This window comes from Advenella incenata (assembly GCF_004217095.1).
Taxonomy (GTDB): Bacteria; Pseudomonadota; Gammaproteobacteria; order Burkholderiales; family Burkholderiaceae_B; genus Advenella; species Advenella incenata.
This window is the reverse complement of record NZ_SHKO01000002.1, coordinates 429,733-444,062: the sequence shown is the minus strand read 5'-3', so window position 1 is coordinate 444,062 and position 14,330 is coordinate 429,733. Positions and strand designations below refer to the sequence as shown.

The following is a 14,330-nucleotide window of genomic DNA, read 5'->3' as shown; positions in this document are numbered from 1 at the left end:
ACTTTGTATAGGGGACCGGTAAACTGGCGTTCATGCATACGCCCGTCCAACCCGGTATCCCTCGTTTTCTGCAGGATGGTGTTTTCTATCAGGAACACCATCCTGATTCTGTATTCCAAGACCAGATATATTGTCTCTGGCAATTGCGTTCCACCTGTACGCTACCCAGCGATTGCCACTACCTGGTGGTACCAGACGCGTGCATTGATCTGGTCTTTGATCTGTCCGGGCAGGCAGAAGGTGTTCTGGTCATGTCACCGGGCATACGGGCACTTGATCTGAATCTGGGACGACAGTTTGATTATTGCGGCATTCGACTTTACCCCGGTGTCTGGTGCGGATCGCAGCCTATTATCGCGCAACCACAGACCTTTTGCTCGCTGGGCGGCCTCGACATGCCTGCCTTCATCCGTCAGTTGAGCGCATGTTCACAGTCGGACCAGCAACAACAACTGCAATATTTCGTGCGCCAGCTCACTGAGCTCGGCGTTCTCAACGACGCGGCCTGGATGCCACAATTGCTGGCGCAAGCGGACCGTTTGACGTGTGTGAACGACCTGGCCCGAATATCCGGCTACAGCCGCAGGCAGTTACAACGGCTCTTTCCGGAAAAAACCGGGTTCTCGGCCCACGATTTTCTGAAGATACTTCGCTTTCACCAGGCACTAGCCACCCAGCGCATAGATGCCTATACCGATCAGTCGCATTACATCCGTGAGTTCAAGCGCATCACGGGTATTACACCCGTGGCATTCCGACAGCAATACCGCTAGAAAAAGAATAGTCTCACTAAAAGCCAGGCCGGCACGCCTGACCAACTATGGCCGAAATATACAATACAGGCGATGCCAGACGGCCTATGATCGGGCCTGCGATCCAGGAGCCCATAATGAAAAAAGTCTATTCAATTGTGATTACCGAAAAACTGCAGTCTTGTGCCGATTTTTACACGCGCCATTTTGCTTTTAGCGTCGTCTTCCAGGAAGATTGGTATGTTCATCTTGTGCATGAAACAAGCGGCGCCGAACTGGCTTTCATGGCTCCGAACAGCGCCAATCAGCCGCCGCAATTGCACGCAGCCTACCAGGGCGCAGGTATGGTGTTGAGTATTGAAGTTGACAATGCCGAACAGGAATATCGCAGGCTGACACAAAGCCGGGACTGCGACATCTTCCTGCCCTTGAAGGATGAACCCTGGGGTCAGCGTCATTTCATGTTGCTGGACCCGGCCGGTGTCTGCATAGACGTCGTTGAGCAGCGCGATAGCGGCGGGCAAGCGGCATAATCGGCGTTGCGAACGAAGTTAGGCCCCGGAACCAGCTGGCTCTGGCAGCACGACAATCGTGCCCTGGGCTGTGGCGCACAGTTTTTCCTCGCCTTCCTTTACAACAAACAAATCGCAGCGTGTGACGGCCTGGGTGCGCCCCTTATAGACGACGTGTCCTTTGGCCACGAGTACCTCTCCGACGACAGGTCGCAAGAAATTGATCTTGAATTCAGATGTGATCACTGGAATTCCATAGGCAATGCCAGCAGCAAAGGTAAGCGCGGTATCGGCGGCATAGCCGAGCACGCCGCCATGCACCGTGCCCAGATGCTGCATGAGATTGTCATCAATAGAAATCCGAAACTCACACGTGCCATCTGCCGACGCTTGCGTGGCCTCGGTTTTCAATAGCGTACTGAACGGTTGCCGGGCCAGAATGCCCCGTACCCTTTTCAACACATCGTCGTTGCTGACAGTCTGATTCATGATCTCATTTCCCAATGTTAGGTAAGGCTTCAGATACGGTCATCGCATGTCTATGACCGCCACCCCCTGCCCTATTGCTGCGTCTTAACGCTGAGCCTGATGCTCCATCTGACGTACATAATAATAAAACCGTCGCCAGAGCAACAGCGCAGTAGCGCTCAGCCCGATGAAAAATCCCAGCCAGATACCATTGACGCCCATATGAAAGATAAAGGTAAATACCAGTACGACAGGTACACCAATCAACCAATACCCCACCATGGTCAGCACGAATGTATCACGGGCCTTGAGAATGCCGCGCATGGCGCCCACTGCCAGATTTTGCTGACAATCGGCAAATTGCAGTAGCGCAGCCAGAGCCAGCAGGGGAACGGCAATCTGCAGAACACTGCCGACATTTTTCGTATTCTCTTGCAGAAACAGGCCGATCAGGGTTTGGGGTATGGTCACATAAATAATGGCTACCACGCCCATCGCCACAAAACCCATCCGGATAATCGCCTTGGCCAGCAATCGCAAGCGCAATGTATCGCGCTGTGGCAAAGCATGACTCATATGAATGGATACCGCATGGGACAAGCCGATGGAAACCATGAATGCAATATTCACATACTGGAATGCAAGGGTATGGGCCGCCAGACTGGCCGCGCCAAGGGTCCCCGCGACCAGGGTCAGCACCGAAACAAACCCCGCTTCGCTGGCATAGGCCGCACCGGTGGGCAACCCCAGCCTGAAGGTGTCACGAATAAACAGTCGGGATTGGGTCGAGCGCAACGAGACAGTGCCGGGCGTAGGCAACCGCAGCACGGGCGCCAGCAGCCTGTCGCGACGAACCAAGGCGTAAAACCCCACCGCCATCAGCGTTTGAGTCAGCAACGTTGCCAGGCCCACACCGGGCAACCCGAGTCCTGTCCAGGCGCCAACGCCAAACACAAACAGCAGATTCAGGCCAATATTGACCAGAACAGCGAACAACGTAATCAGCAATAAAGGACCTGGACGCTTGAGCGCCACCGCCGCATTGCGCAACACCTGCAGCCACAGCAGCGGAATAAGGCTGGGCGCCAGAAAAACCAAAAGCGAATATCCCAGTGACAACAATTGCGGGTCCTGGCCCAGATAGCGCAATAAAGGAAAGGCGAGCAGCATAAAGGCGACCATCACTGCGCCGCACGCCGTTGCCAGCAGCAGGCACAGGCGTACCTGGGAAGCCAGCCGGGATCTGACACTAATGCCACCCCTGGCCCAGGTCTGTGCAAACAGATTGCCCACCGGGGTGACCAGCCCAACACTGGACGTTCTGAGCAGCCCGAACAGCGTAATGGCAATGCCTCCGGCCGCAATCTCTGTCGGGCCGAGCATACCCATCATAATCAGGTCGGTGGTGGTCAGGGCGATCGAAGCCAGTTGCATCAGGACCAGAGGCCAGGCAAGAAAAGCAATCTCTTTGACAGTCGTACCAGCTTTCACAACACACCAAATGCAAACAGCGCAAAAAATTTGAACCAGTACATGATATCTCAAATTATTTTTTTTCAGCCTGCAATGCGACGAGACGGCACGCTATAGGCCGGTCTTGAATACTAACCGTCTACATATTCGAACTGGGCGCGCAGCATTTCATAGATATGCAGCGTCAGCGGACTGATGGTGTCCTTGCGAGTAAGCAAGCGATAGGTCACAAATGGCAGGGGCGGCAAACCCTCGGCCTGGCCGAGCACACGCATATCCGGCCCCAGAAACTCAACACTGCGGACCGTTACCCCCAGCCCGGCACGCACCGCCGCCTTGATGCCCACCAGCGACGGAGCCAGGTAATTGATATGCCACTTTATCTGTGTACCTTCCAGTGCAGACAGCGCCAGGCGACGAAAAATACTGGGTTCGTCGGCCAGGATCAGGGGCAATGGCGCCCGGCGGTTGTACGGAAAATCTGCAGCACACACCCAGGCTGTCGGCGAAGTACGCAACACAAAGCCATTTAAGGCCGGATCATCGCGGGTTGAAATGGTCAGATCAATATCACCGGCCTGCAGCGAAGCCATGAGCGAAGGGCTGCGATCGACCTGGATCTCCAGTTTTACCCTGGGCGCTTGCCGGGCGATATAAGTCAGCATGAGCGGCAAAATAGTGTCAGCCACATCGAGCGTCGCCCCCAGGCGGATTTGTCCTTCCATTTGCTGCTGGCCAACGGTACGCAGCACTTCATCATTGATCGCCAGCAAACGCCTGCCGTATTCGGCCAATTGCTTGCCCTGCATGGTCAGCACCAGCCGCCGGCCTTTTTTCTGGAACAAGGGATAACCCATTTGCTGTTCCAGCTTTTGCATCTGCTGACTGATGGCCGACTGCGTTTTGAACAGCACCTGCGCTGCACCCGAGAATGTATTAGTTTTCTCGACAGTTACCAGCGTTCTCAGCAAGCCGAGATCCAGATTATTCATAGGGAATACCCTTAAAAACAAGCCCTTGAAAGCATACCGCTCATAGACGACATATTAGCACTGCTTATATGATTTCAAAAAATTCTAATTAGTAAATACAGGTTGAACTATCTATACTCTGAAAAAATCACAGGAGAAATAAATGAACGCAAAGCAAGACAAGCAGGTTGCCATCCGGCAATTTATCGACATCGCCAAAGACAACGGCCAGGATCAACTGGACCGGGAAAAGCTCGCCAGAATACGCGATGCGCTGATTGAAATTGCCGCTCGTAAAGAGTGGTGGGGACAGGACACCTATCCGGCTCCCACCGGCGACGATCTGCAAGCGCGCTATCTCATTCATTCGGAGCCAGATAACAGCTATGCGCTTTATCTGAACGTCATGAAGCCGGGGAAAAAAATTGTTCCGCATAATCACACCACCTGGGCCTGTATTGCTGCAGTCGAGGGCGTGGAAAGCAATTATCTGTATGAACGCACCGACGATGGCAGCGTGCCGGGCCATGCAACCGTTGTACAAACGGGCATGCAGGCTGTAGAGCCCGGCCATGGCATCGCCTTGATGCCCGACGATATTCATGCCGTGCGTATAGAAGACGACAATATCCGCCACCTGCATATGTATGGGCGAGCGCTGGAAACCTTGACCGAGCGAATGGCCTTCGACACCACAAATAACACCTGCAAGATCATGGACGTCGGCGTCAAAACCCAGCGGAGCCAGGGCTGATGTCAACCGTCTCCAGAGCAACCCAACTGGCCTCGCTGGGGCGACCGGAATCTGGATGGGCCAATACGCCTATTGTCAAAGGCAGCACCTACCTTTTCGACAGCCTGGGTCAATGGCGCGCCGCTCGTGCGCAACGCGACACCGAAAGGGTACTGTCGTACGGCGCCCGCGGTAACGAAACGGTTTATGCGCTGGAAGATGCCATCACCGCCATTGAAGGCGGGTATCGCAGCAAGCTTTTTCCTACAGGCCTGGCCGCTATTGCCACCACCCTGTTTGCATGCCTGAAGTCGGGCGATCATCTGTTGATTTCAGACGGCGTCTATGAGCCAATGCGCCAGCTGTGCGAGACTCAGTTGGCCAAGTTTGGCGTCACATACAGTGATTTTTCGCCGACGGACCCCCACTGGGATCGCCAGTTGCGGCCAGCGACAAAAATGGTCTATGTTGAATCTCCGGGATCGCTGCTTTATGACATGCTCGATTTACCGGCATTGTCTCAGGTGTGTAAACAACGCGATATCCTGCTTTGCGCAGACAACACATGGGGCTCCGGCATTAACTACCAGCCAATCAATTTAGGTTGCGATATTTCAATCGTGGCAGCAACCAAATACCTGAGCGGTCATTCAGATGTGATGATGGGTTCTGTCACAGCCAGCAAGGCCTGCTTTGCCCAAATAGAACAGGCCAGCAACAATCTTGGACAGACGGTCTCAGCCGAAGATGCCTTCCTGGTGCTGCGTGGGCTTCGCACGCTGGAACTGCGACTGCAACGTCATGCCAGCAGCGCCCTGCACATTGCCCAGTGGTTGAGTACGCATCAAGCGGTACGCAGCGTGCTTCACCCCGCACTGCAAGGGGATGCAAACCATGAACTGTGGCAACGAGACGCCACAGGCTCCAATGGGTTATTGACCATTGAGTTTAATCCTGACCTGGCATCGGAAAAAATAGAACAAGCGATAGATGGACTGCAACTGTTTGGCATCGGTTCATCCTGGGGAGGCTATGAAAGTCTGGTCCTTCCCGTCGACCCGCTTCGCACCAGGCTGCGCAATAGCAAACATGGCTACCTCCTGCGCCTGCACATCGGTCTGGAGGATCCCGCAGACCTCATGCGCGATCTTGACACCATGTTCGACCGCATGACATAAGCTGACGCGTGGTCCGTCGCAATTCCAAATACTTATAAACCCTTTTCGAGCAAGGCACGAGAACTGACAATGAAATATATCAACGCCCACGCGCTGAAAAAACAAATCCATGACGCCGATGAAATCGCAGTCCTGGACATACGTGAGCATGGCCAGTATGGAGAGAACCATCTTTTCTTTGCGGTCTCTTTACCCTATAGCGCACTGGAACTGGACATCGCAAGGCTGGTTCCCAGAAAAAACACCCGAATTGTGATGTATGGCAATAAGCATGACGACGAGGTTGTCAAACGCGCGTCTCTTGCCGCAACCGCGCTGGGCTATACCGACATCAGCATCCTGCAAGACGGCGTACAGGGATGGCAAGCCGAAGGATACGCGACGTTCTCGGGCGTAAACCTGCCCAGCAAGACATTTGGCGAACTGGCAGAACGCGTTTATGACACGCCAAGAATATCTGCACTGCAATTGCAGGCATTGCTCACGGACGATAGCAATAAAATCATTGTGCTCGATGGCCGTCCCGTACCCGAATACAAGAAAATGAATATCCCGGGATCAGTATGCTGTCCGAACGGTGAACTGGCGCTGCGTGCAGGTGAACTGGCGCCGGACCCCGAAACCACAATCGTCATCAATTGTGCGGGCCGTACACGCAGCATCGTGGGCGCACAGACCCTGATTAATTTAGGCATTCCCAACAAAGTATACGCACTGGAGAATGGCACACAAGGCTGGTACCTGGCCGACCTTCCGCTGGAGCATCAGTCGGACAGAATATACCCACGATCCATACAGGACAAAAATCTGCCGATATTGCAAAAGCGCTCGGCAGCGATTGCCACTCGCTACAACGTGCTAACAATCAACGCTGCGCAGGTTGAACAATGGCTGGCTCAAACGGATCGCACAACATTCGTGTGCGATGTCAGAACACCCGAAGAGTTTGCCCAAGGCAACCTTCCTGCCTGCGTCCAGCACACCCCGGGCGGCCAACTTATCCAGGCGACCGACGAGTATGTGGGCGTAAGAAAATCACGGCTGGTGCTGTTGGATTTTGACGGCGTGCGCGCACCGGTTATTGCAAGCTGGCTCAGGCAACTGGGCTGGGAAGTCTATCTCCTGAAGAATCCGGAAAGCCTGCAGGTTGTAGGTTCAGCTGCAATGCACCGTCCGGCTCTGTGCCACACAACTATTTTTGCCGGCGATCAGATCGCATCGTTTATCAAGACCCATCCGCAGGTAAAGATCATCGATACACGCCCCAGCATGCAGTTTCGGAAACTGCGGCTGCAGGATGCAACATGGGCAATTCGTCCGACAATGGCCGCAGCTGTTCCCAAGGATAAAGAGACAGCGATCCTGCTGATTGGCGAGCAACCTGAAAAACTGCAAATCCTGGCGGCCGATCTTGAGCGCGCAGGACACACCGAAATTTATTCTGCCTGCATGGACACGGAGCAGATCAGACACAGCGGACTTGCGGTGAGCGCCGACGAGACCGTACTGCCGGATGAAAAATGTATTGATTTTTTATTCTTTGTTCACGACCGCCATCAGGGAAACAAGGAAGCAGCAAGAAAATATCTCGAATGGGAAACCAATCTCATATCGCAGATCGACGATCTGGAACGCCAGACATTCTCATTTAATTAAAACACCCCCGGAGCGAACGATGAAGAGACAACACTGCAGCACCCTGACAACCCCCACTTTAGGCAGCAAGAGCGCATGGCTGCTGATTGCCTTGCTGGCATCAACATGGAGCACCGGCGCCTTTGCAAACCGCCTTGCCGATATCAAAAACCGTGGCACCTTGATCTGCGGCACTCAAAATGCCAGTTCTCCCTACGGCTATCAGGACCCGAAGCAACGTAAGTATGTCGGGTACGACGTCGATATCTGCCAGGCGCTTGCCAGCGAGCTTGGCGTCAAACTGCAGCATAAGCCATTGTCCACCGAGGCCCGCATCCCCGAAGTAAAGATGGGACGTGTAGACATTGTGGCCGGATCAGTGGCCTGGCTGCCCAAACGCGCCGAAGAAGTTGACTTCAGCTTGCAGTATCTTCAGGGAAATATCAAGGTACTGGTCAAGAAAGAATCCGGCATCAAAACGCTGGCTGACCTGGCGGGAAAAAAAGTCTGCGCTTCATCGGGCTCCAGCTCGGCGGCCATTGCGCAAAAAACCTTGCCCAGGGCAGACGTTCTTACTTACCAGAACATCTCCCAATGTTATCTGGGCTTGCAGAATGACAAAGTACAGGCCATGAGCGCCGGAGAACTGGTATTACTGCGGTTTGCAAATGACTCCCAGAAAACCGATACCCCAGCCGTGCTGCTGGATGAGCCCACGGCCACAGAGCATATCGGCATTATCATGAACAAGGGAGAGCCCGAACTTAAAGCCGCAGTGGATAACGCCCTGGCTGCCATGGAAAAATCTGGCGAGCTGGACACCATATTCAATAAATGGCTCGGCAATGACTCCATCTACAAGCTGACTCGTTCGTTCAAAGTGGTGCCCGTTGCCCAACTGGATAGCAGCGCGAAGCAATAGCATCAACCTGATGATATTCGCACGACCGGTGCGTGGCGGTGTCCACGCAGGCTATACACCCACCAGGAGGACCCGGGAACGACCATTCCCTGGCTTACCATGAATTTTTCGCTTTCCTTGCTCTCCGATCCTGAAACCGTTCACTTATTGTTAACGGGCCTGTCAGTGACGTTGCGCCTTTTTTTCGGGGCACTCGTCTGCGGCTTCGGTGTCGCCTTGCTGCTGACCGCAGCCAACCTGATCCCATTGCGCATCGTGCGGGCCATCATCGGCCTGTACGTGGAATATCACAGAAACGTGCCTACTGTCGTGCAAATCATGGTGTGGTATTTCGGTATGCCCGAAGTTTTGCCCAAAGCACTGAAAATATGGATCAACCAGGGAAATTCAGAATTTTCCTTTGCGCTGATTGCTTTGTCCCTGAATGTAAGTGCCTATTATTACGAGGACATCCGCTCGGGAATCAAAGCCATCGCCGGTACGCAACTTGAGGCGGCCAGGGCGGTTGGCTTGAGTTCGGTACAGGCGCTGCAGTGCGTCGTGTTGCCGCAGGCGGTACGTATCGCCGTGCCCCCCATCATCAACCGCTCCCTGATTTTGTTCAAGGACACAAGCCTGGCCATGGTCATCGGCGTGACCGAATTGACGTATCAGGTCAAGCGCATTGAAAACATTACCTTCCAGACTTTCCAGATCTTTCTGATTTCGACAGTCCTTTACCTGGCCATTTCCTTGCTGATTGCCCTGCTCGGCGCGCAGATCGCCCGCCGCTACCCGGCAAATTTCAGAAGATAGGAGCACGTTTATATGTATGATTTTATTGATACCTACGGCATGATGTTCCTGGTGGGATCCTGGCCAGGTGGCCCCATTGGTGGCTTTGCCGGAACGCTCATTCTGGCAGCGCTCAGCCTGGCTGCCGCATTTCCGATCGCGCTGCTGATCGGCACCGGCAGGACCTGCGAAATAAAGATTATTCGTGCCCTATCCACGATATGGGTCTATGTGTTTCGTTCCATTCCCCTGATCATGATCATCTTCTGGGCCTATTTTCTGCTGCCCACCATCATGAAGACGGAAATCCCTCCGTTCTGGACTGCCGTATCGGCCATTGTCATCTATGAATCGGCGTTCCTGGCCGAAATCATCCGCGGCGGATTGCAGGCACTGCCTGCCGGCCAGGTAGAGGCAGCAAGAGCCATGGGGCTTGGTTATTTTCAGACCCTATTTACCGTGCAGATGCCGCAGGCCTTGGCCAATATGATCCCATCCCTTTTGAATCAATTTGTCTCAACGATCAAGGCCACCTCTATCGTTTATATCATCGGCGTCAACGAAGCCGCTTTCTCGGCGCAACAAATCAACAGTATTGAATTGACCGGGACGCTGCGCACCTATCTTGTGCTGGCGCTGTTTTACTTTCTTATTTGCGCGCTGCTGTCCAGACTGGCAAAAATTCTGGAAGCCCATCTGAATGCCAAGCGCCTGGGCACGGCCACCTAACCCATACTTACGGAGACAATTATGATCAAGTTCGAAAACGTCAACAAATGGTATAAAAAATACCATGCCTTGCGTGATATCAACGGGCAAATCAACGCAGGCGAAGTGGTGGTGGTTTGTGGACCATCCGGCTCCGGAAAATCGACCATGATCCGCACGATCAACAAGCTTGAAGACATTGCAAGTGGCTCGATCAGCATCGAGGGCCAATGCATCAATGACAAAAGCGTCAATATTAATCAGCTGCGCGCCAAGATCGGTTTTGTCTTCCAACATTTCAATCTTTTCCCGCATCTGTCGGTAAAGGACAACGTCGCCTTATCTCCGATCAAAGTCGCGGGTCAATCCAGGCAGCAGGCCTATGAGATTGCCGAGGCATTACTGGACAAAGTGGGTCTTTATGCCAAAAAAGATGAAATGCCGGCCAATCTTTCGGGCGGACAACAACAGCGAGTGGCCATTGCCCGGGCGCTTGCACAACAGCCGCCTGTCATTTTGTTTGACGAACCGACCAGTGCACTGGACCCTGAAATGGTGGGCGAAGTATTGAACGTGATGAAAAAACTGGCTGCCGATGGCATGACAATGGTCTGTGTAACCCACGAGATGAATTTTGCCCGGGAGGTGGCCGATCGCATCTGGTTTATGGATCAGGGGCAGCTTCTGGAGGACGCAACTTCAGACGCTTTCTTCTCCCAGGCCACGCACGAGCGCGCCCGCAAGTTCATGGCCGACATTTTGCATTGAGCGTTTTTTTGAATCACTCCATGACCGCCTATAAAAACCACTTGCTTCTTGCCGGCATGCAGAGCATTATCCCTGGCGGTTCAACGACTGATACGCCGTCAGGGCTGCCTCGCGAAACGCCTGCACCAGCCTGATGCGCGCCGACTTTCGCGACCAGACCAGGCCGAAGCGGCGCGGGGCGCTCACTTCCGGCAAGGGTAATTTGATAATTTTCAGATCCCGTTTGTACAGATTGGCCGAATCCGGAATGATGGCAACGCCCAGATTCTGATTGACCATCAGGGCGATCGATTCAATCGCGTTCAACTCGAAGCGCTCAGTCGGCACGATCGCCACGGCGCGCAAATACTGTTCGATCAGCTTGCCGCTCCAGCTGTTGTGGTCATAGCGAATGAAGGGCTCGGCGCGCAGCAACTGTGCCGGCTTTTTCCCGCGATGCACTTCGGACGCCAGCAACACAAATGGCTCTTCGCGCAACAAAAGCCACTCCTGGGTTTTGGGCAAGGTATAAGGCGGCTCAATCGCGATAGCCGCGTCCAGATTACCGCTTTCAATGTCACGATAAAAATCTGGCGACACACCGGGCTGCACCACCACATTCACTTCGGGATAACGTCGCACCAGCAGACTCAGGATATCGGGCAGGATACTGTTGAGCACGCTATTGCCGGCGCCGATTCTGAGTTCACCGCGTATTTCGTTTGAATTGGCCAAGCCTGGCAATGCATCGATTTCATTGATGATCAGCATCAGTCTGTCGAGCAGACGCAGGCCCGCTTCGGTCACATGCACGGTTTTCCCGGCGCGCGCCACCAATGTCACGCCGATCTCTTTTTCCAGCGACGCAATTTGCTGCGCCACCGTCCCGTGCGTCACATTCAGTTTTCTGGCTGCCTGGGCCATGGAGCCAAGCTGATGAACCAGAAGAAAGGTGCGGATAAAGTTTGTATTCATCATTGTTCCGCGCATCGTTGTTTGGCGATCGGGGCGGTTAATACCGGCAGACTGCTTTGGGCCTGCGCGGTGCTGGTTTAACAAAACGACGCCGGACCTGGCGCCGAAGATCCATAGATCATACCCTGCCCATCATGCGCTGCGCGCGTATGTCCTACCAGGAACGCCAAAGACTGGCAGAAACGGACGGCCTTATTTCTTTTGCTTCTTGTATTGCTCAATCCACTGATCAAACTGGGCAATTTCTTTTTTCTGAGCAGCAATGATCTCTTTGGCCATGGCCTGCAGTTGCGGGTCTTTGCCTTTGTCCAGTTCCATCTGTGCCATATCTACTGCGCCCTGATGATGAATCCGCATCATCACAGCAAAATCATAATCGGTATCGCCCGAGGCCTTTACTGAATCCATTTGCTGCTGCATGTTCATCATGGAGGCGTGCATATCCTTGGGCGTTTGGCCGGTATTCATATGCGCATGTCCACCAGCCTGGGCCTGAGCGACCATCGGCACGGCAAAACCGCTTATGGCAAGCGCTGCGACAACCAGGCCGCGAACCGCGAAGGTTCGGGCAAAACAAGAGAGTGGGTATTGGTGCATGATCATTCCTTGGAAACGGTTAAAAAATGTTCAACGTATAGACGGTATTGCGAAGCAGCACATGTGAAAATGCCCCGCTTTCACCCGACTAGTCTCGGGAGAAAGGTTGTCCGGAAAAATCCACGGTGACCAGATTGCCGTCCATGGGTCCCATACCTGGAGAGTTGGCAGGCATGCCGGGTGCGGCTACACCCGGGACGGAGCGTGTGGCAACCAGTTTGTCGACTACTGTTGCCGGCACATGCCCTTCGACGATCTGTCCGGTGGCCTCGAGCACTGCAGTATGGCAGGATTCAAGTGCAGCGGGCACCTTGAGTTTTTGCTTGATTGCAGACATATCTGCGGTTTTGATCGCGTTCACTGTATAGCCGGAATCGCGCATGTGTTGCACCCAGCCAGTACAACAGCCACAATTGGGATCGTGATACACAGTGACCGATTTTTCCGAAGCATAGGCGCTACAGGCTGCGGTTAATAGCCCCACTGAAAATATGAACGTTTTCATTTAAAAACTCTGCAAAAGTGAATGAGTGTTTGTCTGCCCATGGCCCGGTAGGTTCCCTTTTCAATAAAAAGCGATAAAACGCGCTTGCCACGCGCGTTTTATCATTCAAACCCCTCGGATAGCCGGCATCTGCCTATACCACCGGTTTGGCAGGATAGCCGGCATTTTCCAGCGCAGCAATAAGCGTTTGCTCGGCACTGCTCGACTGGATGTCTACGCGGCGTTCGGCCACATTGGCGGTGACCGTGGCAGCTGAGTCAGCAGACTGGATTGCCGCCGTTACCCGGCGAACGCATCCGCCGCAGGTCATGTTGTCAATTTGAAATTGCATACGATTAATTCCCGTGTGATTGGTCGTTATCAAAGCTTAAACATTGCCACAGTGGGAAGGTCAAGCACTATTTCAGTCGTCATGGCTTTTGGTCGGGTTCCGCCAACTCAAAAGACATAATTTATATCTTTTTAAGATAAAAATACAGGCGTTTTTTCTATCTTTCATCCCTTATTATCTGCGCATACTGAAGGAGGAGAAGATGAAAAGCAAATTATTCGTGCCGGCATCACGACCGGAATTGTTCGAAAAAGCCTTCAATAGCCAGGCCGACGGCATTTCCTTTGATCTGGAAGACGCCGTACTGGCGCCGCACAAGGACAAGGCCCGACAGCAATTGAACGATTTTCTGCAATCGCTACAACCAGGGTCACAGAAAAAGACCATCATCGTGCGCATCAACGATATGGGCACCGCCTGGTTCGACGAAGATTTGCTGGCGTGCATGGTAGATACGGTGGATATGATCAATATCCCGAAAATCGAGTCATCCGAGCAAATGCGGGATTTTTTCCTGGCGTTCGACAAAGCCGCCAGTGCCCTGGACAAACCGCCAGCGATCCTGGTCAACATTGAAACCGCCCTGGCCCTGGTCAATGCAGCAGATATTGCGGCGACGGACAAGCGTATTGCCGGCCTGCAACTGGGCCTTGGCGATTTGTTCGAACCGCTGGGCATCCATCGCTACGAACCGGCCACTGTGCATCATGTCATGATGAGCTTGCGATTGGCAGCAGGCAGCGCAGGCATCTACGCCTATGACAGCGCATATACCAATATCGGCAACAGCGAAGGCTATCGGCAGGAAGCGCTGCTGGCCAAATCTGTCGGATTTCTGGGAAAAACATGTATTCATCCATCCCAGATTGCTATTGCGAATGAAGTATTTACGCCCACCCGGGAAGAAATTGACTGGGCGCGAAAAATTGTCTCGTCGGCGGACCAGGCCAACCATGGCGCCTATGTTCTTGACGGCCAGATGATCGATGTCCCATTTATCAACAAAGCAAAAATGATTCTGCGCCAGATCGGCCAGTAATCGATAATTC

17 protein-coding genes are annotated in these 14,330 nt (G+C 53.5%); 10 read left to right on the top strand and 7 right to left on the bottom strand.

The features are described 5' to 3' along the window. Positions 1-32: 32 nt before the first annotated feature. Positions 33-773 carry a helix-turn-helix domain-containing protein gene (locus tag EV681_RS13265; protein ID WP_130304263.1) on the top strand — a complete coding sequence of 247 codons (741 nt, stop codon included), beginning with the start codon at positions 33-35 and terminating at the stop codon, positions 771-773. Positions 774-889: 116 nt separating this feature from the next. Beyond that, positions 890-1,285 carry a VOC family protein gene (locus EV681_RS13260; RefSeq protein ID WP_165393044.1) on the top strand — a complete coding sequence of 132 codons (396 nt, stop codon included), beginning with the start codon at positions 890-892 and terminating at the stop codon, positions 1,283-1,285. A gap of 18 nt (positions 1,286-1,303) precedes the next feature. Here the strand turns inward: EV681_RS13260 and EV681_RS13255 are convergent, their stop codons facing one another. The 3 genes from EV681_RS13255 to EV681_RS13245 form a co-directional block, all read right to left on the bottom strand. Further along, complete coding sequence (locus tag EV681_RS13255) at positions 1,304-1,753, bottom strand: PaaI family thioesterase (protein WP_130304261.1); 450 nt, start codon at positions 1,751-1,753, stop codon at positions 1,304-1,306. Between the two features lie 84 nt (positions 1,754-1,837). Continuing rightward, on the bottom strand, positions 1,838-3,223 hold the full coding sequence (locus tag EV681_RS13250) for an MATE family efflux transporter (protein WP_128393032.1): 1,386 nt from the start codon (positions 3,221-3,223) through the stop codon (positions 1,838-1,840). A 113-nt stretch (positions 3,224-3,336) separates the two neighbouring features. Next, complete coding sequence (locus EV681_RS13245) at positions 3,337-4,197, bottom strand: LysR substrate-binding domain-containing protein (protein WP_128393033.1); 861 nt, start codon at positions 4,195-4,197, stop codon at positions 3,337-3,339. Positions 4,198-4,339: 142 nt separating this feature from the next. Here EV681_RS13245 and EV681_RS13240 point away from each other — a divergent pair, with 142 nt between their 5' ends. The 7 genes from EV681_RS13240 to EV681_RS13210 all read left to right on the top strand — a co-directional run bounded on the left by EV681_RS13240 (position 4,340) and on the right by EV681_RS13210 (position 10,894). Beyond that, positions 4,340-4,930, top strand: a complete 591-nt coding sequence (locus EV681_RS13240; protein ID WP_130304260.1) for a cysteine dioxygenase family protein — start codon at positions 4,340-4,342, stop codon at positions 4,928-4,930. Further along, positions 4,930-6,087 (top strand): cystathionine beta-lyase, encoded by a 1,158-nt coding sequence (gene metC, locus EV681_RS13235; protein WP_130304259.1) that lies wholly within the window; start codon positions 4,930-4,932, stop codon positions 6,085-6,087. The genes EV681_RS13240 and metC overlap by 1 nt, the downstream gene beginning before the upstream one ends. Before the next feature lie 69 nt (positions 6,088-6,156). Next, positions 6,157-7,743 carry a rhodanese-like domain-containing protein gene (locus EV681_RS13230; protein ID WP_130304258.1) on the top strand — a complete coding sequence of 529 codons (1,587 nt, stop codon included), beginning with the start codon at positions 6,157-6,159 and terminating at the stop codon, positions 7,741-7,743. 19 nt (positions 7,744-7,762) lie between these two features. Next, on the top strand, positions 7,763-8,644 hold the full coding sequence (locus tag EV681_RS13225) for an ABC transporter substrate-binding protein (protein WP_128393037.1): 882 nt from the start codon (positions 7,763-7,765) through the stop codon (positions 8,642-8,644). Positions 8,645-8,743: 99 nt separating this feature from the next. Continuing rightward, entirely contained in the window at positions 8,744-9,439 is a 696-nt protein-coding gene (locus EV681_RS13220; protein ID WP_130304257.1) for an amino acid ABC transporter permease, read from the top strand. 12 nt (positions 9,440-9,451) lie between these two features. Then, positions 9,452-10,147 carry an amino acid ABC transporter permease gene (locus EV681_RS13215; RefSeq protein WP_130304256.1) on the top strand — a complete coding sequence of 232 codons (696 nt, stop codon included), beginning with the start codon at positions 9,452-9,454 and terminating at the stop codon, positions 10,145-10,147. A gap of 21 nt (positions 10,148-10,168) precedes the next feature. Continuing rightward, a complete protein-coding gene (locus EV681_RS13210) occupies positions 10,169-10,894 on the top strand; it encodes an amino acid ABC transporter ATP-binding protein (RefSeq protein WP_130304255.1) in 726 nt (241 codons plus the stop codon). A 66-nt stretch (positions 10,895-10,960) separates the two neighbouring features. Here EV681_RS13210 and EV681_RS13205 read toward each other — a convergent pair whose 3' ends face one another. The 4 genes from EV681_RS13205 to EV681_RS13190 all read right to left on the bottom strand — a co-directional run bounded on the left by EV681_RS13205 (position 10,961) and on the right by EV681_RS13190 (position 13,281). Next, positions 10,961-11,848 carry a LysR family transcriptional regulator gene (locus EV681_RS13205; RefSeq protein WP_130304254.1) on the bottom strand — a complete coding sequence of 296 codons (888 nt, stop codon included), beginning with the start codon at positions 11,846-11,848 and terminating at the stop codon, positions 10,961-10,963. Between the two features lie 192 nt (positions 11,849-12,040). Further along, the gene (locus EV681_RS13200) at positions 12,041-12,445 is read right to left on the bottom strand and encodes a DUF305 domain-containing protein (protein ID WP_242612250.1); all 405 of its coding nucleotides are present in this window, start codon (positions 12,443-12,445) and stop codon (positions 12,041-12,043) included. Between the two features lie 88 nt (positions 12,446-12,533). Next, the gene (locus tag EV681_RS13195; RefSeq protein ID WP_130304253.1) at positions 12,534-12,950 is read right to left on the bottom strand and encodes a DUF411 domain-containing protein; all 417 of its coding nucleotides are present in this window, start codon (positions 12,948-12,950) and stop codon (positions 12,534-12,536) included. Positions 12,951-13,083: 133 nt separating this feature from the next. Next, positions 13,084-13,281 (bottom strand): heavy-metal-associated domain-containing protein, encoded by a 198-nt coding sequence (locus EV681_RS13190; RefSeq protein ID WP_130304252.1) that lies wholly within the window; start codon positions 13,279-13,281, stop codon positions 13,084-13,086. Positions 13,282-13,483: 202 nt separating this feature from the next. Here EV681_RS13190 and EV681_RS13185 point away from each other — a divergent pair, with 202 nt between their 5' ends. Beyond that, on the top strand, positions 13,484-14,320 hold the full coding sequence (locus tag EV681_RS13185) for an HpcH/HpaI aldolase/citrate lyase family protein (protein WP_130304251.1): 837 nt from the start codon (positions 13,484-13,486) through the stop codon (positions 14,318-14,320). Positions 14,321-14,330 lie beyond the last annotated feature (10 nt).

Excerpts from the sequence above, each read along its gene's own strand:
- EV681_RS13265 (WP_130304263.1), top strand. The coding sequence starts at position 33 with ATGCATACGCCCGTCCAACCCGGTATCCCTCGTTTTCTGCAGGATGGT.
- EV681_RS13260 (WP_165393044.1), top strand. The coding sequence starts at position 890 with ATGAAAAAAGTCTATTCAATTGTGATTACCGAAAAACTGCAGTCTTGT.
- EV681_RS13255 (WP_130304261.1), bottom strand. The coding sequence starts at position 1,753 with ATGAATCAGACTGTCAGCAACGACGATGTGTTGAAAAGGGTACGGGGC.
- EV681_RS13245 (WP_128393033.1), bottom strand. The coding sequence starts at position 4,197 with ATGAATAATCTGGATCTCGGCTTGCTGAGAACGCTGGTAACTGTCGAG.
- EV681_RS13240 (WP_130304260.1), top strand. The coding sequence starts at position 4,340 with ATGAACGCAAAGCAAGACAAGCAGGTTGCCATCCGGCAATTTATCGAC.
- metC (WP_130304259.1), top strand. The coding sequence starts at position 4,930 with ATGTCAACCGTCTCCAGAGCAACCCAACTGGCCTCGCTGGGGCGACCG.
- EV681_RS13230 (WP_130304258.1), top strand. The coding sequence starts at position 6,157 with ATGAAATATATCAACGCCCACGCGCTGAAAAAACAAATCCATGACGCC.
- EV681_RS13225 (WP_128393037.1), top strand. The coding sequence starts at position 7,763 with ATGAAGAGACAACACTGCAGCACCCTGACAACCCCCACTTTAGGCAGC.
- EV681_RS13220 (WP_130304257.1), top strand. The coding sequence starts at position 8,744 with ATGAATTTTTCGCTTTCCTTGCTCTCCGATCCTGAAACCGTTCACTTA.
- EV681_RS13215 (WP_130304256.1), top strand. The coding sequence starts at position 9,452 with ATGTATGATTTTATTGATACCTACGGCATGATGTTCCTGGTGGGATCC.
- EV681_RS13210 (WP_130304255.1), top strand. The coding sequence starts at position 10,169 with ATGATCAAGTTCGAAAACGTCAACAAATGGTATAAAAAATACCATGCC.
- EV681_RS13205 (WP_130304254.1), bottom strand. The coding sequence starts at position 11,848 with ATGAATACAAACTTTATCCGCACCTTTCTTCTGGTTCATCAGCTTGGC.
- EV681_RS13200 (WP_242612250.1), bottom strand. The coding sequence starts at position 12,445 with ATGCACCAATACCCACTCTCTTGTTTTGCCCGAACCTTCGCGGTTCGC.
- EV681_RS13195 (WP_130304253.1), bottom strand. The coding sequence starts at position 12,950 with ATGAAAACGTTCATATTTTCAGTGGGGCTATTAACCGCAGCCTGTAGC.
- EV681_RS13190 (WP_130304252.1), bottom strand. The coding sequence starts at position 13,281 with ATGCAATTTCAAATTGACAACATGACCTGCGGCGGATGCGTTCGCCGG.
- EV681_RS13185 (WP_130304251.1), top strand. The coding sequence starts at position 13,484 with ATGAAAAGCAAATTATTCGTGCCGGCATCACGACCGGAATTGTTCGAA.